Genomic DNA, 22,424 nt, shown 5'->3' with positions numbered 1-22,424 from the left:
CGTGCGGGTAACTCGCAACCTTGCGAGACACCCGGCAAACCCGCGTTGTGCGGGAGCTGACCTGTCGCCATTCGTGGCGGCCTTATGGCAAATCTACATCGCAGGCCCATAGGCGCCTGAAAAAGACATTTGCAAAAGTCCGGATATTCCTTAGAATATGCGGCCTTTCGGGCACCTATGCCCGCTGTGCATTTAGATTTGCAGCACCGACTACAGGAACGATGTTCACATGCTAACAATCCGTCTTGCCCTTGGCGGCTCCAAAAAGCGCCCGTTTTACCACTTGACCGTTACCGACAGCCGTAACCCACGTGACGGTTCCCACAAGGAACAAATTGGCTTCTTCAACCCGGTTGCCCGTGGTCAGGAAGTTCGTTTCTCCGTTAAAGAAGACCGTCTCGCTTACTGGTTGGGCGTTGGTGCACAAATGTCTGAGCGCGTAGCTCAGCTTGTGAAGGTCAATGCTAAGGCTGCGGCCTGAGCAATATGAGCGTGACGCCTGAAACTGCTGATGATTTGATCGTTATCGGCAAGATTTTTTCGATTCATGGCGTACGCGGCGAAGTGAAGGTGTATTCCTTTACGGATCCAATTGACAACCTGCTCGATTACAAAAAAGTCACGCTTCGGCGTGGTGCTGATGTGCGGCAGGTAGAGCTGGTCAGTGGTCGTTCCCAGAACGGCAAGTTTCTGGTTGTGAAGATCAAAGGTCTCGATGACCGTGATGAAGCAGGTCTTCTTCGCGAATTCGAAATCTGCGTACCACGCAGCCTGTTCCCTGAACTGACCGACGGCGAGTACTACTGGTACGAGCTTGAAGGCCTCAAGGTCATCGATACAGAAGGGCAATTGCTCGGGAAAATCGATCACCTGCTAGAGACTGGCTCTAACGATGTGATGTACGTCAAACCTTGCCCAGGTAGCCTGGATGACCGTGATCGCTTGTTGCCCTACACAGAGCAATGCGTGCTGAGCGTCGACCTGGTAGCCGGCGAGATGAAGGTGGATTGGGATGCGGACTTCTAAGCGTGGCTAAATTACGCGTAGAAGTGATCAGTTTGTTTCCCGAAATGTTTTCCGCCATCAGCGACTATGGCATCACCAGTCGCGCGGTGAAACAAGGGCTCTTGCAGCTCACCTGTTGGAATCCGCGGGACTACACAACGGACCGGCATCACACTGTGGACGATCGCCCATTTGGCGGTGGTCCGGGCATGGTGATGAAGATCAAGCCTCTGGAAGATGCGCTGGTTCAGGCCAGAGAAGCAGCCGGAGAGGCGGCGAAGGTAATTTACCTGTCGCCCCAAGGCCGCCAGCTTAATCAGTCGGCGGTACGCGAACTGGCGAATGAGGAAGCATTAATCCTCATTGCAGGTCGTTATGAAGGCATTGACGAGCGTTTTATAGACGCTTATGTCGATGAAGAGTGGTCGATTGGTGACTATGTACTTTCCGGTGGCGAGCTGCCGGCGATGGTTCTGATTGATGCGGTTACACGACTGCTGCCCGGAGCTTTAGGGCATGTGGACTCCGCGGAGGAGGATTCCTTCACGGACGGTCTGCTGGATTGCCCGCACTACACCCGACCGGAGGTGTATGCGGATCAGCGTGTTCCCGACGTATTGCTAAGTGGCAATCATGCACACATCCGGCGTTGGCGTTTACAGCAGTCCCTTGGGCGGACCTTTGAACGACGCGCCGATCTTCTGGAAAGCCGCTCGCTTTCTGGAGAAGAGAAGAAGCTGCTTGAGGAATATATCCGCGAGCGGGACGATAGTTAACAACGTATCGATGGTAGATCCAGACGATCTACCTTAGGAGCACAGCATGACTAACAAAATCATCCTTGCACTCGAAGCAGAGCAGATGACCAAAGAGATCCCTACCTTTGCCCCGGGCGACACCATTGTCGTTCAGGTGAAAGTGAAGGAAGGCGACCGTTCGCGTCTGCAAGCTTTCGAAGGTGTAGTGATTGCCAAGCGTAACCGTGGCGTGAACAGTGCTTTCACTGTTCGTAAAATCTCCAACGGTGTTGGCGTAGAGCGTACTTTCCAGACCTACAGCCCGCAAATCGACAGCATGGCTGTGAAGCGTCGCGGTGACGTTCGTAAAGCCAAGCTGTACTACCTGCGTGACCTGTCCGGTAAAGCAGCTCGCATCAAGGAAAAACTGGCTTAAGTCCAGCTTCCCGATGCAGAAAAAAGCAGCCTTCGGGCTGCTTTTTTGTTGCCTGAAATTTGTCAGACCTTTGTCCAGTTGTAGGTAGTAAAAAGCATGACTTCGCGCGAGCAAGAGATCCAACGTCGTACAGATTTATCCGTCACCAGCATTACCAAAGCGGTATTCCCTTCGACCACCAATCACCACAACACCTTGTTTGGCGGCACAGCGCTGGCCTGGATGGACGAAGTCTCGTTCATCGCCGCGACTCGTTTCTGCCGTTTACCGTTGGTGACCGTTTCGACTGACCGTATCGACTTCAACCACCCGATCGCGGCGGGTTCGATTGTTGAATTGATTGGTCGTGTCGTGAAAGTGGGCAACACCAGCCTCAAGGTTGAAGTTGAAGTGTATGTCGAGAGCATGAGCAGTGATGGTCGTGAACTGGCGATCCAGGGCTTGTTCAGTTTTGTCGCCATCGACGATGCCAAACGCCCGGTGCCGGTGTTGCCGGGGTATTAGGTCCGCGACGTCAAAGCCAGATCAAAAGATCGCGAGACAAGCTCGCTCCTACAGATGTGTCCACGGGTGTACTCCGTCCGTAGCAGTTGACGAGCCTTGCGAGGCTACGTCCGGCTGCGTAGCAGCCGTAAAACCATTTGCAGATCAAAAGATCGCGAGCAAGCTCGCTCCTACAGATGTGTCCACGGGTGTACTCCGTCCGTAGCAGTTGTCGAGCTTTGCGAGGCGACGTCCGGCTGCGCAGCAGCCGTAATCCATTCAGGCGTCCTGCCTGATCAACGCCAGTAACGTCCACCCTGCGCCCGGTTTCAATTCGCTTTCGAGCGTCACCACATGCACCCAGCCCGTGCTGTCCCGGGCGAACAGCAGGGTGGCGCGTTTGCCGTGCAACGTCTGGTAATCCTCCCAGGTGAAGTTGTCGGTCAGGGTGGTGCTGTACATCTCCGCGCCTTGGCTCAGTTCGCTGGCCAATTGCCCGTAGGTCAGCGCCGGATTGCCCAACGCAAGCCCCCGGTATTCATGGCTGGCGCGATGCTTGTCAGAACGGCGGTGTTCCTGGCCGTTGGCCAAAGCAAACACCCGGCGCGGGCCAAACTCATGGGCGAAGCGCACCGCGGCCAAGGTGTTCAGCTCGCCAGACGCCGACAATGCCAGTAAATGCCCAAGCCCCACCAGATCCAGATGAGTCTCCGCATGTTGTGAGGCCGGATTACCAAAGTAAGTGGGCAAGTTGTCCATGCGCGCAGCGCGGATGTTCTCCCAGTTGGAGTCGGTGAGTACCACGCGGCTGCCTTGCTGTTGCAGTGCCTTGCCGATGGCCCGGGCCGGACCGTTTGCGCCGACGATCAAAAAACCGCTGGGGGGCGGTTCTGCGACTTTGAGCAGGCGCGCCAGCGGCCGTGCCGTTGCACTTTGCAGCACCACAGTGCCAATGATCACTGCAAAGGTTAGCGGCACCAGCAACAGCGCACCTTCATGCCCCGCCTCGTTGAGCCGGATCGCGAAAATCGCCGACACGGCCGCTGCGACGATCCCCCGCGGCGCGATCCAGGCCAGCAAGGCGCGCTCGCGCCAACTGAGCTTTGACCCTGCCGTGGACAGCAGCACATTCAAAGGGCGGGCAACCAGCTGAATGATCAACAGCAAAACCAGCACCACAGGCCCGAGGCCGATCATGGCGTGCAAGTCCAGACGTGCCGCCAGCAGAATAAACAGGCCTGAAATCAGAAACACACTGAGGTTTTCTTTGAAGTGCAGGATGTTGCGCACATCGACGCCCTTCATGTTGGCCATCCACATGCCCATGAGCGTGACCGCCAGCAGCCCGGACTCGTGCATCACTTGGTTGGCCGCAATAAATACCCCCAGCACCCCGGCCAGCGTCGCCAGGCTTTGCAGGTATTCCGGCAGCCATTGCTTGCGCACGATCTGGCCCATGATCCAGCCGCCGATAATGCCAAACAGGCTGCCGCAGACGATGACCCCGGCAAACGTCAACAAGCTTTGGCTCAGGCCGTTGTCGCTGGCGCGGGCGATGATAAAGCTGTAAACCACAACGGCGAGCAGGGCGCCAATCGGGTCAATAACGATGCCTTCCCAGCGCAGGATGTTGGCAATCGACGCTTTGGGTCGCACCACGCGCAGCATCGGTACTATCACGGTCGGCCCGGTGACCAGGGTCAGGGTGCCGAACAGCAGGGCCAGCAGCCAGTCAAAGCCCAGCAGCCAATGGGTGGCCAAGGTGATCACGGCCCAGGTGGCGAGGGCGCCGATAGTCACCAAACGGTGTACCACGCTGCCGATCTCACGCCATTCGGACAGATGCAAGGTCAGGCTGCCCTCAAACAGAATCAACGCCACCGCCAGCGAAACCAGCGGCATCAGCAGCGGGCCAAACAGCGCTTGCGGGTCGAGCCAGCCCAGCACGGGGCCTACCAAAATACCGGTCAGCAGCAAAAACAGGATGGCCGGCAGCTTGAGCCGCCAGGCCAGCCACTGGGACGCCAGTGCGGCAAGGCCGATACCGCCGAAAGACAGCAAAATCTGTTGTTCGGTCATACGTAGTCCCGTAAAAACTGATGGTTTATCGCGCAGGCTGCCTATGAAAGACTAGCGGCCGCTTTTTCAATTCACATTTTATTTGTGCGCGGCTCACTGCCCGTGCTGTACGAGTGCCAATGCCTGCCATCGACAACCCGCTTATCGACCGCTTTCTGGATGCCCTGTGGCTGGAAAAAGGCCTGTCGGACAACACCCGCGATGCTTATCGCAGCGACCTGGCGCTGTTCAATGGCTGGTTGCAGGAACGCGGTATCGAGTTGATCGATGCCGGGCGCGAGTTGATCCTCGATCATCTGGCCTGGCGCCTCGACCAAGCGTACAAGCCGCGCTCGACTGCACGCTTTTTGTCCGGTGCACGGGGTTTCTATCGCTATCTCTTACGTGAAAAGCTTATAGCCGTTGACCCGACCTTGCAGGTCGATATGCCGCAGTTAGGCCGGCCTTTGCCCAAGTCACTGTCAGAAGCAGACGTAGAAGCCTTGCTCGCCGCGCCAGACCTGAGTGAAGCCATCGGCCAGCGTGACCGCGCCATGCTTGAAGTCCTGTATGCCTGCGGGTTGCGGGTGACCGAGTTGGTCAGCCTGACCCTGGAGCAAGTGAACCTGCGCCAGGGCGTGCTGCGGGTGATGGGCAAGGGCAGCAAGGAGCGGCTGGTGCCGATGGGTGAGGAGGCGATTGTCTGGGTTGAGCGCTACCTGCGCGACGGCCGTGCCGAGTTGTTGAATGGCCGCCCCAGCGATGTGCTGTTCCCCAGCCTGCGCGGTGAGCAAATGACGCGCCAGACCTTCTGGCACCGCATCAAGCATCAGGCCATGGTGGCCGGGATCGAAAAATCGCTGTCTCCGCACACGTTGCGGCACGCGTTTGCCACCCATTTGCTCAACCATGGCGCCGATTTGCGCGTGGTGCAGATGCTGTTGGGGCACAGCGACCTGTCCACCACGCAGATTTACACCCACGTGGCCCGCGCCCGCTTGCAAGATCTGCACGCCCAGCACCATCCGCGAGGCTAGCTGGACGTCAGTTGATCGTCGGCCCGGCAAGCCATCTGTGGTAGGCTTTGCCGGTTTCGAAAGCGAGCCGCCAAAACCCGTTTTTACACCGTGGTATCAGGCTTGGCCGTTTGTCCGCCTTCAGGAGTTCCCATGCGCGTGACCCAGATTTTCGCCGCCGCAGCCATTGCGTTGGTCAGTACGTTTTCTTTCGCAGATACCGGCGCCGAACAAGCCATTCGCAAAAGCCTTGATACGCTGCAACTGGATGTTCCGATCGAGAGCATCAGCGCAAGCCCGATGGCGGGCCTGTATGAAGTCAAACTCAAGGGCAGCCGCGTGCTGTATGCCAGCGCTGATGGCCAGTTCATCGTGCAGGGCTACATGTTCCAGCTCAAGGACGGCAAGCCGGTCAACCTCACCGAAAAGGCTGAGCGTGATGGCGTTGCCAAACTGATCAATGGTATTCCGGTGGCCGAAACCGTCGTTTACCCTGCGGTCGGTGAAACCAAGTCGCATATCACCGTCTTCACCGACACCACCTGCCCGTATTGCCATAAATTGCACGCCGAAATCCCCGAACTGAACAAAATGGGGATCGAAGTGCGCTATGTTGCGTTCCCGCGCCAGGGCTTGGGCTCGCCGGGTGATCAACAGCTGCAGGCGGTCTGGTGTTCCACGGACAAGAAAAGCGCCATGGACAAGATGACCGACGGCAAAACCGTCAACGCGCCGAAATGCGCCAACCCGGTTGCCAAGCAATTTGCCTTGGGGCAGTCCATCGGGGTCAACGGCACACCGGCCATCGTACTTGCCGATGGTCAGGTAATTCCGGGTTATCAGCCTGCTGCGCAGGTTGGCAAGCTGGCACTCAGTGTTAAATAATCCTGCGTCGTTACGCTAAGCCGGTAACGATCATGGCCGGGCACTTCAGCTGCCCGGCTATTAATAGAGAACCGTGGCAGACCACGGTTGTTTTTCACGGCCGACCTTGAGTCGGCCGTTTTATGGGGAGTTCAGCGTGAATCCGGTCAAAGTAGGTATCTGTGGGCTCGGGACCGTCGGTGGCGGTACCTTTAACGTACTAAAGCGTAACGCCGAGGAGATTGCCCGCCGTGCCGGGCGTGGCATCCAGGTTGCGCAAATTGCTCTGCGTACGCCAAACCCTCAGTGCGACATTACCGGTACCCCCATTACCAACGATGTTTTCGCTGTTGCCACCAACCCTGAAATTGACATCGTTATCGAGCTGATTGGTGGTTACACCATCGCCCGTGAACTGGTGCTCAAAGCCATCGAAAACGGCAAGCACGTGGTCACCGCCAACAAGGCGCTGATTGCCGTGCACGGTAACGAGATCTTCGCCAAGGCTCAGGAAAAGGGCGTGATCGTCGCGTTCGAAGCAGCGGTTGCCGGTGGTATTCCGGTGATCAAGGCGATTCGTGAAGGCTTGTCGGCCAACCGCATCAACTGGGTGGCGGGCATCATCAACGGTACCGGTAACTTCATCCTCACCGAAATGCGCGAAAAGGGCCGTACGTTTGAAGACGTACTGGCCGAAGCGCAAGCGTTGGGCTATGCCGAAGCAGACCCGACGTTCGACGTTGAAGGCATTGATGCGGCGCACAAACTGACGATTCTGGCGTCGATTGCCTTCGGCATTCCGCTGCAATTCGACAAAGCCTACACCGAGGGCATCACCAAGCTGACCACGGCTGACGTGAACTACGCAGAAGCCCTGGGCTATCGCATCAAGCACCTGGGCGTTGCGCGCAGCACGGCCAGCGGCATCGAGCTGCGGGTTCACCCGACCCTGATCCCGGCTGATCGCCTGATCGCCAACGTCAATGGCGTGATGAACGCGGTAATGGTCAATGGTGACGCGGCAGGTTCGACCCTGTTCTACGGCGCTGGCGCCGGCATGGAACCGACCGCCTCCTCGGTGGTGGCTGACCTGGTTGACGTGGTGCGCGCCATGACCTCCGACCCGGAGAACCGCGTGCCGCACCTGGCCTTCCAGCCGGACGCGCTGTCTGCTCACCCGATCCTGCCGATCGAAGCGTGCGAAAGTGCTTACTACCTGCGCATCCAGGCCAAAGACCATCCGGGCGTCCTGGCTCAAGTGGCCAGCATCTTGTCGGAGCGCGGTATCAACATCGAATCGATCATGCAGAAAGAAGCCGAAGAGCATGACGGTCTGGTGCCAATGATTTTGCTGACTCACCGTGTTATCGAGCAGCACATCAATGACGCCATCACTGCGCTTGAAGCGTTGCAAGGTGTTGTAGGTCCGGTCGTTCGCATCCGCGTAGAAAGTCTCAATTAATGAAGCAGCGGTAAGCGGTAAGCTGCAAGCCGCAAGTTAAAGGCCACGCTGGCTTTACTTGTCGCTTGCTGCTGAACTGCTTGCCGCTCAAACCGAAGGTTTGAACCAATGCGCTATATCAGCACCCGTGGCCAGGCACCGGCCCTGAATTTTGAAGATGTTCTGTTGGCCGGTCTGGCCAGCGATGGCGGTCTGTACGTGCCGGAAAACCTGCCGCGCTTTACTCAGGAAGAAATCGCTTCCTGGGCAGGCCTGCCGTATCACGAGTTGGCATTCCGGGTGATGCGCCCGTTTGTCACCGGCAGCATTCCTGATGCCGATTTCAAAAAAATCCTCCAAGAAACCTACGGCGCCTTTGCTCACAGCGCGGTTGCACCGCTGCGTCAGCTCAATGGCAACGAGTGGGTACTTGAGCTGTTCCACGGCCCTACGCTGGCGTTCAAGGACTTTGCCCTGCAATTGCTGGGGCGTTTGCTGGATTACGTGCTGGCCAAGCGTGGCGAGCGCGTGGTCATTGTTGGCGCAACGTCGGGCGATACCGGCTCGGCGGCCATCGAGGGCTGCAAGCACTGCGAGAACGTGGATATTTTCATCCTGCACCCGAACAACCGGGTGTCGGAAGTACAGCGTCGTCAAATGACCACTCTGTTTGGCGACAACATCCACAACCTCGCCATCGAAGGCAACTTCGATGACTGCCAGGAAATGGTCAAGGCCAGCTTTGCTGATCAGGGCTTCCTCAAGGGCACGCGCCTGGTCGCCGTGAACTCGATCAACTGGGCACGCATCATGGCCCAGATCGTTTACTACTTCCACGCAGCCCTGCAACTGGGCGGCCCGCACCGTTCAGTGTCGTTCTCGGTGCCGACCGGTAACTTTGGCGATATTTTCGCCGGCTACCTGGCGCGCAATATGGGCTTGCCGATCAATCAGTTGATCGTAGCCACCAACCGCAACGACATCCTGCACCGCTTCATGAGCGGCAACCAGTACGCCAAAGAGACCCTGCACGCGACCCTGTCGCCGTCCATGGACATCATGGTGTCGTCGAACTTCGAACGCCTGCTGTTCGACCTGCATGGTCGCAATGGCGCCGCAGTTGCGGGCCTGATGGACGCGTTCAAGCAAACCGGCACCTTCAGCGTGGAAGACGATCGCTGGACTGAAGCTCGCCGCCTGTTCGACTCGTTGGCGGTCAACGACGAGCAAACCTGCGACACCATCGCCCAGGTGTTCGCTGAAACCGGGGAAGTACTCGATCCGCACACCGCCATCGGCGTGAAGGCGGCTCGTGAGTGCCGTCGCAGCCTGGATATCCCGATGGTTATTCTGGGGACGGCGCATCCGGTCAAGTTCCCCGAGGCTGTTGAGAAAGCGGGTGTAGGAAAAGCTCTGGAGCTTCCTGCTCACCTTTCCGACTTGTTTGAGCGAGAAGAGCGTTACACCGTTTTGGCCAATGACCTTAAAGCCGTACAGGCCTTTGTCAGCCAGCATGGCAACCGTGGGAAAGCCCTCTAAGGGTCTTTTTCTTACGTACTTTTAAGCCCGTCATCTGACGGGCTTTTTTGTGGGTGCGTGGCAAACTTGCTCGGTTTTCGCCTCCTTATGCTGGCGAGTAGCCGGTCAAGGAGGCTGTCATGTCACGTTTTGCCCACGTGCTGAAATCATGGATGTTGCGGGTACTCTGCATCGCGCTGGTGAGCGTCACTACCAGCACTCAGGCAGCCCAAGGCTTGCCGTTCCGGCTGCCGAAAAGCTTTATCGAACTCAAGCCGCTGGTGCTTGATTACGAGCAACAGCACTGGCTGGAGGCGCGCGGCCGGCTACGCGTGGGTATCTCCATTGGCGATTACGCCCCCATGGACATCGCCAACGAGCGCAACCGTTATCAGGGCATCAGTGCCGATTACCTCAGCCTGGTGCGGGACAAACTGGGGGTCACGGTTGAAGTGTTGGGGTTCAGCAAGCGTGACCAGGCAGTGGCAGCGCTGCTCTCGGGCAAAATCGACATTCTGACCAGCGCCACCGGCTACGAGCGCGGTATTGAAGGCCTGCTGTTCTCAAATGAATACATGACCGATCGCTCAGTGATGGTGGGCAAAGAAGCAGCAGCGCCCGACGGGAACTGGGCAGGCAAAAAAATCGGCTTTCTCGACGGCGAGGTCGATGCACACGTTGCCGATGCGTTCTACCCCGACAGCGAGATCATCCTCACCCCCACCTTGCACAGTGCGCTGGAAGCGCTCAATGAAGGCGACATTGATGCGCTGGTTGCCCATGAAATCATTGTCCGGGGCTTCAAGACGCTGCGGTCTTACTCCAGCTTGCGTGTTTTGGGGCAGAGCGCTTTGCCTGAGTCAGGTTTTGCCTTTGCCGTGCGCCGCGGTGATTCGCAGTTGCAGGCCTTGATTGATCGCGCATTGAACAGCCTGGATGACGAAATGGGCCATGTGATCCTTTCGCGCTGGCACGCAGGGCATCTGGGCGCTATTGGCCAGCAGCACATACAACTGCTGCCTCGCGAGCACGCCTGGATCAAGCAAAATCCGGTGGTCATGGTTGCTTCTCAGCAATACCCGCCGTATGTCTTTAAAAACGGTGAGCAGCGCTGGGAGGGCTTGAACGCGGATATTCTGGCGCGTATTTCCCATATGACCGGGTTGCAGTTTGTCCATCAAGAAAGCGCCTCAACAGCGCAAACCCTGGAAATGCTCAAAAGCGGCAAGGCGCAGATGAATACCACCCTGGCCAAGAATGCCGAGCGTCAGGCTTATCTTAATTTCACCTATTCCTATGGCGGCGCTCCTTGGGTCTTCGTCGTGCGTAACAATGACTTTCGCCTGAGTTCTCTGGATCAACTCGCGGGCAAAGTCTTGGCGCTGCCGGCCCGGCATGCGCTGGAATCAATGATTCGGCGCAACTACCCCGACATCATCCTGCGCAGTGTCGAGAACTATGCGCAGGCACGTGATCTGGTTGAGCAAGGCGAAGCGCTGGCCACGATCCAGAATGAAACACAGGCGTATCTGCACCCGGCCAGACACTTGAAAGTAGGCCGAAGTGTCGATGGTCGCTGGGCCTCCGATAACTTTTCGGTTGCGGATCAGTTCCCGGAACTGCTCGACATACTGAACAAGGGTTTAGAGGCCATCCCCATGACTGATATGCAGGCACTGCGGCACAAGTGGCTGCATGACCTCAAGAAAATGCCGATCGAACCGCAGGTGTCGATATTACCGTTGTTGTACGGGGGGCTGGCAGGCGCTATTGGCCTGGGGGGCGTTCTGGTGATGTGGAACCGACGCCTGGTAAACCAGTTGCGCATTGCACGCTTGGCCGAGAGCGCTTTAAGCGCCCGCCTGGGATTTGGACAACGCTTCTTTGATGCGATCCCCAGTCCGATTTTTGTGAAGGGGCTTGAAGGACAAGTCATCACCTGTAACCGCACTTACGAAGATTTTTTTTCGACCCGGCTAGAACTGATTCACGGGCGGCGCATGACGGAAGTGCCGTTTTTATCCGTTGAAATCGCAGAGCAGTTTCATGCTGAGTTGATGTCGGTGCTTCGTAACCGCAAGCCTTTTTATCAAAAGCGCAGCCAGGCCTTCAAAACGGCCGGTGGTGAGGTGTGTTGCTGGGTTGTGCCTTTTTACTCGGGCTCAGGTCATTTGGAAGGGGTGGTGGGAGGCTGGTTTGACCTGTCCAAGACGCCAAAAATGGGGGTGAACGGTTAGCCACCGCAGATATGATCTTGTCTAGCGGTGTTTTTGATCCAGGTTGCATCGCTGGTCAATAACTCGCGGTTAGCCCACTCTCATGCCCCTTGATGGACAGGTATCAGGGTTAAAGGCGGCATCAATTAGTTTTGTTTTTATGAATTGGCCTACATCGATTTAGGATTTGTCTTATGTCGATTCTTAGGCAATCGCACTAAAGTCGGTCCCCTTGCCAATAGTGCGCGAACTCTTCCAAGGCCCTTTATGCGCTCAATGAAAGTTCTGATTCTTGAAGACAATCCATTTCAACTCATGGTGCTACACCAAATGTTGAACGCCTTTCGCATTTTTGACGTGCTGGCTGCCGAGAGTGTCGAGTCTGCCCGTTGCTCATTGGCCAAATGCGAGGGCATTGACCTGGCTATTTGTGATTTGCATCTGGAAGGGTTGTCCGGGATTGAGTTGATTCGTGAGTTGGCGACCAAGCGCGAAGCCCAGGCGCTGATTATTCTCAGTTGCGCCGCGCCACACGTAGTTGAAAGCGCAGTACGTACGGCCCGCGAGGAAGGTTTGGAGGTGTTGGGGTATTTGCCCAAACCCGTGACCGTTAACGGCCTCGGACGCTTGCTGGATGCTTATGGCGCACGGGCTGGCGCATGAAGTGAAAATTGATCCCGCGTATCGGGAACCTTTGTAGCGTTAGCTGTGTCAGATTTTTCATCAGCAAGATCAAGTCTTTTGCTCCGAGACTTGTAGCTTGCTGAGCAGGTCATCATGACCTTGTTAAACCCCGAGTTGTCTCCCCACTGCTCGGGGTTTTTTTTGTGCTTTTTTTGTCAGGGCACCGTCGGTTCTTGCACCGGGAGCGGGTCAGAGGCACGGCCATCATCGGCTTGGTCGGCCTGTATCCAAAAGGTCTGCGCAGACGCAATTGAATCCCGAGGCAGATGTCCCAGTACCGTATTGATGTCGGCAATGGCTTTTTGCCCTTGCGGAGTTTTTGTGCACCCTGCGTAGATGGTTTGGTAGGCCGGGGCACCCTGGATCGGGTAAAAAGCCAGCGCCTTGGATGAAAGGCCATATTGCTTGGCCTTTGACTGAATCTCTGGCCAATAGCCCAGCAGCGTCGGCAGGCGTCCGGCGTGTTGCATTTGCAACAGGCTGCCTATCGCATCGTTGCCGTAATGGATAAAAAGTGGATCCCTCGGGCTTTTTGACAATTGATCGTCAATCCAGACCCCGTAACTGCGTTTGGCCACCAGACCGAGCTTGACGGACTGAGCGCTCAGCAGGGCAGGCAAGTCGACGGCCTGGTCATGCACAAACGGCGCGATAAGTTGTTCATCCGTACGGCGAATGGCCAGCCCGTTACTGCGTAAACCGAAGATCGGGCTTGAATAGACAATGTGCAGGGCACGGCTCTGATTCCACACCAGCATTGGATCGCAGGCCAGCTCTTGCCCTTCTAGCATTTGCAGGGAACGAGCCCGATTGACCCGCTGGATGACATGCTCATACTGCGGCATGTTGGCGATCAGCACCGGCAGCAAGCGATCGATGATGCCTTGGTCCTTGTTCGGGCCATCGTGCACTGCCATTGGTGGGAGGTCGCGCACCAGCCAAATGAGTTTTTCGGCCGCCAGCGCGCCGGGCGTGCAAAAAAACATCGCTGAGGTTATCAACCCCGCGCAGATGCCTCGCCATTTCCAGCGCTTGGTCATTGGGCCTGTCTCCTTGGCGGTCCTTAAAACGGCTTAACGGTTAAATAGCGCCTGCCTGTTTCAATTTAACGATGGCGCTGGCGTCGTAGCCCAAATCAGCCAAGACCTCCTGATTATGAGCGCCCAACTCCGGTCCTACCCACTCGGCTGACCCTGGCGTGTCTGAAAGCCGAGGCACGATGCCTGGCATTTTGAACGCTTTGCCGTCAGGAAGTTTGGCCTGCAAGAACATTTCGCGGGCCAAAAATTGCGGGTCAGTGAACATGTCTTCGGCCGAGAAAATGCGGCTGGCGGGGACTTCTGCCGTGTTCAGGTGATCAAGCACGGTTTGCAGCGGCAGCGAGGCAACCCAGCGGTCAATCACGCCGTACAGCTCGTCACGGCGGGCATCCCGGCCATCGTTGCTGGCCAGTTGCGGATCGTTCGCCAGGTCTTCGCGGCCAATAATCAGCATGAAGCGTTTGAAAATTGCGTCGCCATTGGCGCCAATCTGTACGTGCTTGCCGTCCTTGCTGGTGTGAATCGAGGAGGGCGTGATGCCCGGCATGATATTGCCGGTGCGCTCGCGAATAAAGCCGAACACATCGAACTCCGGCACCATGCTTTCCATCATGGCGAAAATGGCTTCGTACAGCGCCACATCCACCACTTGGCCCAGGCCGCCATTCACTTCACGATGACGCAATGCCATTAAGGCGCCAATGACGCCCCACAGCGCGGCAATCGAGTCGCCAATCGAAATGCCGGTGCGCACGGGCGGGCGATCTTCAAAACCGGTGATGTAGCGCAACCCGCCCATGGACTCACCCACCGCGCCAAAACCGGGCTGGTCTTTCATCGGCCCGGTCTGCCCGAAGCCCGACAAACGCACCATCACCAGTTTGGGGTTCAAGGCGTGCAGCACGTCCCAGCCCAAACCCAGTTTTTCCAGAACCCCAGGGCGGAAGTTCTCGATCAGGATGTCAGCCCCGGCCAACAGCTCTTTGAGGATGTTCAGGCCATCGGGGTGCTTGAGGTTCAGCGTCAGGGATTTCTTGTTGCGCGCCTGGACGAACCACCACAGCGACGTACCTTCATAGAGCTTGCGCCATTTACGCAGGGGATCGCCGCCATCGGGTGATTCCACCTTGATCACATCGGCGCCAAATTCGGCACAAATTCGCGAGGCAAAAGGACCGGCGATCAGGGTACCCAGTTCGATAACCTTGAGGCCCGAAAGGGGTTTGGTGGCGAGCGACATGCGGAGTCCTTATGCAGAGCGAACGAGAACAGCGTTTTAACATAGGTCGTGGCACCACGTCCTGTGGGAGCGGGCTTGCCCGCGATAACATCACCGCGCTGATTCAGATAGACGGCGTTGTTTGCATCGCGAGCAAGCCCGCTCCCACAGAGCATGGGCGGATCGGTTAGACTTGCCGTCTTTCTCCGTATCAAGAAGCCCGTTCATGGCCCAGCCGTCCACGACCTACAAGTTCGAACTCAACCTCACCGATCTCGATCGTGGGGTCTATGAAACCGTCAAGCAGACCATCGCCCGCCACCCTTCGGAAACCGAAGAGCGCATGGCTGTGCGCCTTCTGGCTTACGCCCTTTGGTACAACGAGCATCTGTCGTTTGGCCGAGGCCTTTCAGATGTAGACGAACCAGCGCTGTGGGAAAAAAGCCTGGATGACCGTGTTCTGCACTGGATCGAAGTCGGCCAGCCCGATGCCGACCGTCTGACCTGGTGCTCGCGCCGCACCGAGCGCACCAGTTTGCTGGCCTATGGCAGCTTGCGCGTCTGGGAAGGCAAGGTCATCCCGGCGATCAAAAACCTGAAAAACGTCAACATCGCTGCCGTTCCGCAAGAGGTTCTGGAAGTGCTGGCCAAAGACATGCCACGCGTTATCAAGTGGGATGTGATGATCAGTGAAGGCACCGTGTTCGTGACCGACGACCGTGGCCAGCACGAAGTTCAGTTGCAGTGGCTGCAAGGCGAACGCGGTTAATTCACTCGGTTCAACACTTTAAGAGAACATCCCCCCGGTTATGCGCATCGAACCTCGTCCACTGCCCGAAACCCTGCCTTTCTTGGGCGAAATGCCGACCCTGCTTACGCGTTTGTACGCTGCGCGGGGGGTGCAATCACAAGCTGAACTGGACAAGAGCCTGGCGCGGTTGATCCCGTACCAGCAGCTCAAGGGCATCGATGCGGCGGTGGACTTGCTGGTGGTGGCGCTTGAACAGCGCCAGCGCATCTTGATCGTCGGTGACTTTGACGCCGACGGTGCCACGGCCAGTACCGTGGGCATGCTCGGTTTGCGCCTGCTAGGCGCCGCCCATGTCGACTACCTGGTGCCCAACCGGTTTGAGTACGGCTACGGTCTGACGCCAGAAATCGTCGAAGTGGCGCTGACCCGTTCACCGCAATTGCTGATCACCGTGGACAACGGGATCTCCAGCGTCGAAGGCGTAGCCGCGGCGAAAAAAGCCGGACTGAGCGTTCTGGTCACCGACCACCACTTGCCGGGCAACGAACTGCCGGCGGCCGATGCCATCGTCAACCCTAACCAGCCGGGTTGCGAGTTCCCCAGCAAGGCGCTGGCCGGGGTAGGGGTGATCTTCTACGTCCTGATTGCCTTGCGTGCACGCTTGAACAGCTTGGGTTGGTATCAAACGGTCAAAGCGCCCAACATCGCCGAATTGCTCGATTTGGTGGCATTGGGCAGCGTGGCCGACGTGGTGCCGCTGGACGCCAACAACCGCATTCTGGTGCATCAGGGGCTTGAGCGAATCCGCGCCGGGCGGGCGCGGCCAGGGCTTAAAGCAATCCTGGAAGTGGCCAAGCGCGATCATTCGAAGATTACCTCTACCGACTTGGGCTTTATTCTCGGTCCACGGCTGAACGCGGCCGGGCGGCTGGACGACATGAGCCTGGGCATTGAGTGCCTGCTCACCGACGACCCCAACGCGGCGCGGGACATGGCCGCCCAGCTCGACGAAATGAACCAGGACCGCAAGTCCATTGAGCAAGGTATGCAGCGTGAAGCGCTGGCCCAGCTCAAGGAATTGACTCTGGACAGCATGCCGTTTGGCTTGTGCCTGTTCGACCCGGAGTGGCACCAAGGGGTGATCGGGATTCTGGCCTCGCGCCTCAAAGAGCGCTATTTCCGCCCGACCTTTGCCTTTGCCGATGCCGGAGACGGCATGCTCAAGGGCTCGGGGCGTTCGGTACCGGGCTTTCATATTCGTGATGCGCTCAGCGTGGTCGCGGCGCAGCACCCGGAGTTGATCAGCAAATACGGCGGCCACGCCATGGCAGCGGGTCTGACATTGCCTGAAGCCAACTTCCCACTGTTTGCTCAAGCATTTGACGAAGAGGTCCGACGTCAACTGCGTGAGGAAGACCTGACCGGTCGGCTGTTGTCTGACGGCAGTTTGGCGATTGAAGAATTCCACCTTGAACTGGCGCGCGCGTTGCGCCATGCCGGGCCGTGGGGGCAGCACTTCCCTGAGCCGCTGTTCCACGGGGTGTTTCAATTAGTCGAGCAGCGCATTGTTGGCGAGCGGCATTTGAAAGTCGTGCTCAAGACCGAGTGCGGCAGCGTCAAACTGGACGGCATTGCCTTTGGAGTAGACCGCGAAGTGTGGCCCAATCCGACCATTCGCTGGGTCGAACTGGCCTACAAACTCGACCTCAACGAGTTTCGCGGTAACGAAACCGTGCAACTGATGATCGCCCACATCGAACCGCGCTAACGCCTGCCCCCTTTTGGCTGACCAATAACGCTGCAGGAGCTGCACGCTCATTTGAACCCCACCTCTTCCAGTGTTGTCGACTAGTCTCTAAGGAGTGCCTGGAGCCTACCCACTGGAATGAGAGGTGACCCATGAGTCTGCTGCTCGAACCCTACACCCTGCGCCAACTGACCTTGAATAACCGCATTGCGGTCTCGCCAATGTGCCAATACTCCAGCGTTGATGGGCTGGCCAATGACTGGCATTTAGTTCACTTGGGCAGCCGGGCCGTTGGCGGTGCCGGTCTGATTTTTACCGAGGCCACCGCGGTGACCCCCGATGGCCGGATCACCGCTCAAGACCTTGGGCTGTGGAGCGACGAACACATCGAACCGCTGCAACGCATCACCCGCTTTATCCGCGCCCAGGGCGCCGTGGCGGGGATTCAGCTGGCGCATGCCGGGCGCAAGGCCAGCACGCATCGCCCTTGGCTGGGCAAACATGGCAGCGTCAAAGTGGACGAGGGCGGCTGGGTGCCGGTCGGGCCATCACCCATTGCCTTTGACCCCAATCACACGGCGCCCAAACAACTGGATACAGAACAGATCCAGGGCGTTGTTCAAGCCTTTATCGATGCCGCCAAGCGATCGCTCGAAGCTGGCTTTTCGGTGGTGGAGGTTCACGCTGCCCACGGTTACTTGCTGCATCAATTTTTGTCGCCGCTGAGCAACCAGCGCCTCGACGAGTACGGCGGTTCATTCGAGAATCGCATCCGCCTGGTGCTGCAAGTGACCGAAGCGGTGCGCGAAGTGTGGCCTAAAGAACTGCCGGTCTTTGTCCGCGTTTCGGCTACCGATTGGGTCGAAGATGGCTGGAACCCTGACGAAACGGTTGAGTTGGCGCGGCGTCTTAAAGCCTTGGGAGTTGATCTGATTGACGTGTCGTCGGGCGGTACGGCGGCCTCGGCAGAAATTCCGGTGGGGCCGGGTTACCAGACCCGATTTGCCGAGCGCGTGCGCAAGGAGGCGGCCATCGCTACGGGCACGGTGGGGATGATCACCGAACCCGCGCAGGCCGAACATATTTTGCGCACCGGTCAGGCGGACTTGATTCTACTGGCCCGTGAACTCTTGCGTGACCCGTACTGGCCGCTGCATGCCGATGATGATCTGGGCGGCAGAAAAGCGATCTGGCCTGCGCAGTACCAGCGTGCGACCCATCGCGATCAGCCGATTCATGAATCGGACCTGCGCGACTGAAACCCGACCTGTCACCTGAACCCGTTACGAGGAGGTTGCTAATGAACACCCGTGGATTGCTCGATCAACTGCTGAAGTCTGGCCAGGAACTGCTGGAGAAAAAGACCGGTGCGTCAAACAACGCTTCTGGCGCCAGTGCCAATAAAGGGGGGTTGGGCAATGTGCTGGGTGCGGGCGGGCTCGGCGGCCTGCTCTCGGGGGCAGGGGGTGGGGCGATGGCGGCCAGTGTCCTGGGCCTGTTAATGGGCAGTAAGCGCGGCCGCAAGTTCGGCGGCCAGGCCTTGACCTATGGGGGTTTGGCGGCCTTGGGCGTACTGGCCTACAAAGCCTACGGCAACTGGCAGGCCAGCCAGGGCACTGCCCCCGAACACCCGCCGCAAACCATTGATCGTGTCGAGCCGGTGCAGGTTGAGGAACACAGTCAGGCGATTCTCAAAGCCCTGGTCGCGGCGGCCAAGGCGGATGGTCACATTGACGATCGCGAGCGGCAAATGATCGAGGGCGAGTTGAGCAAGCTCAAGCACGACCCGCAACTGCAGCAATGGCTGCAACTTGAACTGAACAAACCGCTGGACCCGGCTGAAGTCGCCAGCGCGGCCACCACCCCGGAAATCGGCGCAGAAATGTACATTGCCAGCCTCATCCTGGTGGATGAAGAGGCATTCGGTGAACGGGCTTATCTGGATGAACTGGCCAAGCAACTCAAGCTTGATCCGGGGCTAAAAGCTGAACTGGAGGCGCAGGTTAAACAGGCTCAGGTTTAACTGCCCTTGTAGGAGCGAGCTTGCCTCGCGATCTTTTAAACGTCGAAAAGATCGCGAGGCAAGCTCGCTCCTACACTGTTAGCTGTGTTGTAGGTTTTTTTACTAATTGCTGTGAGAACAGTCTCAACGTCCGTGAGAATCCTTGCTGGCCCTCGGCTATACTCCTCCATCATTTGAATGGCCCCGAGGATAGACTGTGAAGAACTGGACGTTACGCCAACGCATTTTGGCGAGCTTTGCGGTGATCATCGCCATCATGTTGCTGATGGTTGTCGCGTCTTACTCGCGCCTGTTGTCGATTGAGTCGAGCGAAGAGACCGTTCGCACCGATTCGATTCCCGGGGTCTATTACAGTTCGATGGTGCGCAGTGCCTGGGTCGACAGCTATGTCCTGACCCTGCAACTGGTCGGCTCGGCCACTCAGCGTGATTTGACCAGCGAAGACCGTAAGCTGTATGCCAGCTACGAAGACCGCATGAACCAAGAGCTGGACAACTACCGCACCACCATTTTTGATGACCAGGACCGCGCCGAGTTTGATGAATTCGAGCGCATCCACGGTGAGTACACCAAGGCGTTGTCTGGCGTTCTGCAGTTTTACGAAGACAAAAAAACCGAGCAAGCCGATGCCATGCTCAACGAGCAACTGGCCCCGCTGTGGGCCGCGGGGCGCAAGCAACTCAACACCATCATTGATACCAACCGCACGCAGGCCAACCACGCCACCGAAACCATTGCCAATGCAGTGACGACGGCAAAAATCAGCATGGTGATCTCGCTGATCGTGGCTGTGCTGGCTGCCGGGCTGTGCGGCTACCTGTTGTTGCAGGCGATCATGTCGCCGATGCAGCGCATCGTTTCGATCCTTGAAACCATGCGCTCCGGTGATTTGAGCTCACGCTTGAACCTGGACCGCAAAGACGAGTTCGGTGCCGTCGAAACCGGCTTCAACGACATGATGACCGAGCTTACCGCGCTGGTATCTCAAGCCCAGCGGTCCTCGGTCCAGGTCACCACCTCGGTGACCGAGATCGCTGCCACGTCCAAACAGCAACAAGCCACGGCAACAGAAACCGCAGCCACCACCACGGAAATCGGCGCGACCTCCCGCGAAATTGCCGCCACCTCCCGTGACCTGGTGCGCACCATGACCGAAGTAACTTCGGCTGCCGATCAGGCTTCGATTCTGGCCGGTTCCGGGCAGCAAGGCCTGGCGCGCATGGAAGAAACCATGCACTCGGTGATGGGCGCTGCCGATCTGGTTAATGCCAAGCTGGCGATCCTCAATGAAAAAGCCGGCAACATTAACCAAGTGGTCGTCACCATCGTCAAAGTGGCCGACCAGACCAACCTGCTGTCGCTCAACGCCGCCATCGAAGCCGAAAAAGCCGGTGAATATGGCCGTGGTTTCGCTGTGGTTGCCACTGAAGTACGTCGCCTGGCTGACCAGACGGCTGTGGCCACCTATGACATTGAACAAATGGTGCGCGAGATCCAGTCCGCCGTGTCGGCGGGTGTGATGGGCATGGACAAGTTCTCGGAAGAAGTGCGCCGTGGCATGGCCGAGGTGACGCAAGTCGGTGAGCAACTGTCGCAAATCATTCATCAGGTTCAGGCCTTGGCGCCGCGCGTGTTGATGGTCAACGAAGGCATGCAGGCGCAAGCCACCGGCGCCGAGCAAATTAACCTGGCACTGGTGCAGTTGGGTGATGCCAGCAGTCAGACCGTAGAGTCCTTGCGTCAGGCCAGCTTCGCGATCGACGAACTCAGTCAGGTTGCCGTTGGGCTGCGCAGTGGCGTTTCGCGTTTTAAAGTCTGATGAGCGAACTTTTAACCAAGCGTGCGGCCGCCGTGGCGCCGAGCCAGCGCCTGTTTCTGGTGTTCTACATCGGGGATGAGCGTTATGCCTTGTCGGCGACCGATGTGGTCGAGGTGCTGGCGCGTTTACCGCTCAAACCGATTGCTCACGCCCCGGCCTGGGTGGCTGGCGTGTTTGCGCACCGTGGGCAGATGGTCCCGGTCATCGACATCAGCGCCATGACCTTTGGCCACGAAGCCGTGGCCCGCACCAGCACGCGGCTGGTGCTGGTCAATTTTCGTGGCAAACTGCTGGGGCTGATGCTGGAGCAGGCCAACGCGACCTTGCGCTGCGACCCGGCAGATTTTCAGCCCTACGGCCTGGATAACCGCGACGCGCCGTACCTGGGGCCGGTTCGTGAGGATGCCCAGGGCTTGCTGCAGTGGATCCATGTCGACGACCTGTTGAGCCCGGCGGTGTGCGCGCTGCTGTTCCCTCCGAGCCTGGATGACGCCAGCGCAGAGGGGCTCGCATGAGAGACGACCAGCGCTTTTACGATTTTTTAAAGCAACGCATTGGCCTGGATGTTGCGTCCGTGGGCCTGGCGATTATCGAGCGTGCCGTGCGCCAGCGTTGCCTTGCGTTGAACATGCCCGACAACGATCACTACTGGCAGCGCCTGACGTGTTCACACGATGAGCAGCAGGCGTTGATCGAATCGGTGATCGTGCCCGAGACCTGGTTTTTTCGGTATCCCGAGTCGTTTGCCACATTGGGCCGTCTGGCCCGCCAGCGTTTGGCCGACACCAGCGGCCTGCATACCCTGCGCATTCTGAGCTTGCCGTGCTCCACCGGCGAAGAGCCGTATTCGATTGCCATGGCCCTGTTTGATGCCGGTCTGGTTGGGCATCAGTTCAAGGTCGAAGCCCTGGACGTCAGCCCGTTATCGGTGGCGCGGGCGCGGTCGGCGCTGTATGGAAAAAACTCATTTCGCGGCCAGCAAATTGATTTTCGTGAGCGCTATTTCACCCCGGTCAATGACAGTTATCAGTTGGCTGAGCGGGTGCACGAGCAGGTCACTTTTCATGTCGGCAACCTGCTTGACCCGACGCTGCTCAGCCATCACCTGCCTTATGACTTTGTGTTCTGTCGCAACCTGCTGATCTATTTCGACCTCAAGACTCAGCATCAGGCGCTGGATATCCTCAAGCGCTTGACCCGTGACGACGGCGCACTGTTTATCGGCCCGGCCGAGGGCAGCCTGCTGGGCCGCCTGGGCATGCGTTCGATCGGTGCACCGCAGTCGTTTGCCTTCTGTCACAGCCATGAGCCGGTGCCTGTTGCGCGGCCAGCGCTGGCTGAGCCCAGACCGCTGCCCAAACCTGCAC

At 58.0% G+C, this 22,424-nt stretch carries 21 protein-coding genes; 18 read left to right on the top strand and 3 right to left on the bottom strand.

What is annotated here, in order from left to right:
• The first annotated feature begins 229 nt into the window (after nt 1-229).
• The 5 genes from rpsP to GHO41_RS06295 all read left to right on the top strand — a co-directional run bounded on the left by rpsP (nt 230) and on the right by GHO41_RS06295 (nt 2,682).
• The gene (gene rpsP, locus GHO41_RS06315; protein WP_048368177.1) at nt 230-481 is read left to right on the top strand and encodes a 30S ribosomal protein S16; all 252 of its coding nucleotides are present in this window, start codon (nt 230-232) and stop codon (nt 479-481) included.
• A 5-nt stretch (nt 482-486) separates the two neighbouring features.
• Complete coding sequence (gene rimM, locus GHO41_RS06310; RefSeq protein ID WP_153391216.1) at nt 487-1,026, top strand: ribosome maturation factor RimM; 540 nt, start codon at nt 487-489, stop codon at nt 1,024-1,026.
• A gap of 2 nt (nt 1,027-1,028) precedes the next feature.
• Entirely contained in the window at nt 1,029-1,781 is a 753-nt protein-coding gene (gene trmD, locus GHO41_RS06305) for a tRNA (guanosine(37)-N1)-methyltransferase TrmD (RefSeq protein WP_048368174.1), read from the top strand.
• Nucleotides 1,782-1,827: 46 nt separating this feature from the next.
• On the top strand, nt 1,828-2,178 hold the full coding sequence (gene rplS / locus GHO41_RS06300; RefSeq protein WP_003175895.1) for a 50S ribosomal protein L19: 351 nt from the start codon (nt 1,828-1,830) through the stop codon (nt 2,176-2,178).
• 96 nt (nt 2,179-2,274) lie between these two features.
• Nucleotides 2,275-2,682 (top strand): acyl-CoA thioesterase, encoded by a 408-nt coding sequence (locus GHO41_RS06295; protein WP_048368173.1) that lies wholly within the window; start codon nt 2,275-2,277, stop codon nt 2,680-2,682.
• Between the two features lie 258 nt (nt 2,683-2,940).
• Here GHO41_RS06295 and GHO41_RS06290 read toward each other — a convergent pair whose 3' ends face one another.
• A complete protein-coding gene (locus GHO41_RS06290; RefSeq protein WP_153433198.1) occupies nt 2,941-4,740 on the bottom strand; it encodes a sodium:proton antiporter in 1,800 nt (599 codons plus the stop codon).
• Nucleotides 4,741-4,859: 119 nt separating this feature from the next.
• Here GHO41_RS06290 and xerD point away from each other — a divergent pair, with 119 nt between their 5' ends.
• From xerD to GHO41_RS06260, 6 genes are all read left to right on the top strand, one after another.
• Nucleotides 4,860-5,756 (top strand): site-specific tyrosine recombinase XerD, encoded by an 897-nt coding sequence (gene xerD / locus GHO41_RS06285; RefSeq protein ID WP_048368170.1) that lies wholly within the window; start codon nt 4,860-4,862, stop codon nt 5,754-5,756.
• Nucleotides 5,757-5,888: 132 nt separating this feature from the next.
• On the top strand, nt 5,889-6,620 hold the full coding sequence (locus GHO41_RS06280) for a thioredoxin fold domain-containing protein (protein WP_048368169.1): 732 nt from the start codon (nt 5,889-5,891) through the stop codon (nt 6,618-6,620).
• A 136-nt stretch (nt 6,621-6,756) separates the two neighbouring features.
• Entirely contained in the window at nt 6,757-8,061 is a 1,305-nt protein-coding gene (locus GHO41_RS06275; RefSeq protein ID WP_048390998.1) for a homoserine dehydrogenase, read from the top strand.
• Between the two features lie 108 nt (nt 8,062-8,169).
• Complete coding sequence (thrC, locus tag GHO41_RS06270; protein WP_153326133.1) at nt 8,170-9,579, top strand: threonine synthase; 1,410 nt, start codon at nt 8,170-8,172, stop codon at nt 9,577-9,579.
• Nucleotides 9,580-9,698: 119 nt separating this feature from the next.
• Nucleotides 9,699-11,795, top strand: coding sequence for a transporter substrate-binding domain-containing protein (locus tag GHO41_RS06265; protein ID WP_153433197.1), 2,097 nt, complete (start codon nt 9,699-9,701; stop codon nt 11,793-11,795).
• Between the two features lie 246 nt (nt 11,796-12,041).
• The gene (locus GHO41_RS06260) at nt 12,042-12,437 is read left to right on the top strand and encodes a response regulator (protein WP_048368166.1); all 396 of its coding nucleotides are present in this window, start codon (nt 12,042-12,044) and stop codon (nt 12,435-12,437) included.
• A 176-nt stretch (nt 12,438-12,613) separates the two neighbouring features.
• On the opposite strand, the gene GHO41_RS06255 is transcribed toward GHO41_RS06260, so the two are convergent.
• Nucleotides 12,614-13,498 (bottom strand): TIGR02285 family protein, encoded by an 885-nt coding sequence (locus GHO41_RS06255; protein WP_153433196.1) that lies wholly within the window; start codon nt 13,496-13,498, stop codon nt 12,614-12,616.
• Nucleotides 13,499-13,538: 40 nt separating this feature from the next.
• Nucleotides 13,539-14,738, bottom strand: a complete 1,200-nt coding sequence (locus GHO41_RS06250) for a CaiB/BaiF CoA-transferase family protein (protein WP_153433195.1) — start codon at nt 14,736-14,738, stop codon at nt 13,539-13,541.
• Nucleotides 14,739-14,943: 205 nt separating this feature from the next.
• Here GHO41_RS06250 and GHO41_RS06245 point away from each other — a divergent pair, with 205 nt between their 5' ends.
• From GHO41_RS06245 to GHO41_RS06215, 7 genes are all read left to right on the top strand, one after another.
• Entirely contained in the window at nt 14,944-15,486 is a 543-nt protein-coding gene (locus GHO41_RS06245) for a YaeQ family protein (protein WP_153326136.1), read from the top strand.
• A gap of 40 nt (nt 15,487-15,526) precedes the next feature.
• Nucleotides 15,527-17,236, top strand: coding sequence for a single-stranded-DNA-specific exonuclease RecJ (gene recJ / locus GHO41_RS06240; RefSeq protein ID WP_048368159.1), 1,710 nt, complete (start codon nt 15,527-15,529; stop codon nt 17,234-17,236).
• Between the two features lie 131 nt (nt 17,237-17,367).
• Nucleotides 17,368-18,474: an NADH:flavin oxidoreductase/NADH oxidase gene (locus GHO41_RS06235; protein ID WP_048368157.1), complete on the top strand. Its 1,107-nt coding sequence runs from the start codon at nt 17,368-17,370 to the stop codon at nt 18,472-18,474.
• A gap of 41 nt (nt 18,475-18,515) precedes the next feature.
• Nucleotides 18,516-19,238 (top strand): tellurite resistance TerB family protein, encoded by a 723-nt coding sequence (locus GHO41_RS06230; RefSeq protein ID WP_153326142.1) that lies wholly within the window; start codon nt 18,516-18,518, stop codon nt 19,236-19,238.
• A 196-nt stretch (nt 19,239-19,434) separates the two neighbouring features.
• Entirely contained in the window at nt 19,435-21,057 is a 1,623-nt protein-coding gene (locus tag GHO41_RS06225; protein WP_048391004.1) for a methyl-accepting chemotaxis protein, read from the top strand.
• Nucleotides 21,057-21,572, top strand: coding sequence for a chemotaxis protein CheW (locus GHO41_RS06220; protein ID WP_048391006.1), 516 nt, complete (start codon nt 21,057-21,059; stop codon nt 21,570-21,572). Before GHO41_RS06225 ends, GHO41_RS06220 begins: the two co-directional genes overlap by 1 nt.
• Nucleotides 21,569-22,424, top strand: an 856-nt coding sequence (locus GHO41_RS06215; RefSeq protein WP_153433194.1) for a protein-glutamate O-methyltransferase CheR, incomplete at its 3' end; no start/stop codon positions are given. The genes GHO41_RS06220 and GHO41_RS06215, both read left to right, overlap by 4 nt.

This window comes from Pseudomonas sp. FSL R10-0399 (assembly GCF_009600165.1).
GTDB classification, from domain to species: Bacteria; Pseudomonadota; Gammaproteobacteria; order Pseudomonadales; family Pseudomonadaceae; genus Aquipseudomonas; species Aquipseudomonas helleri.
This window is presented reverse-complemented; position numbering and strand designations above follow the sequence as displayed.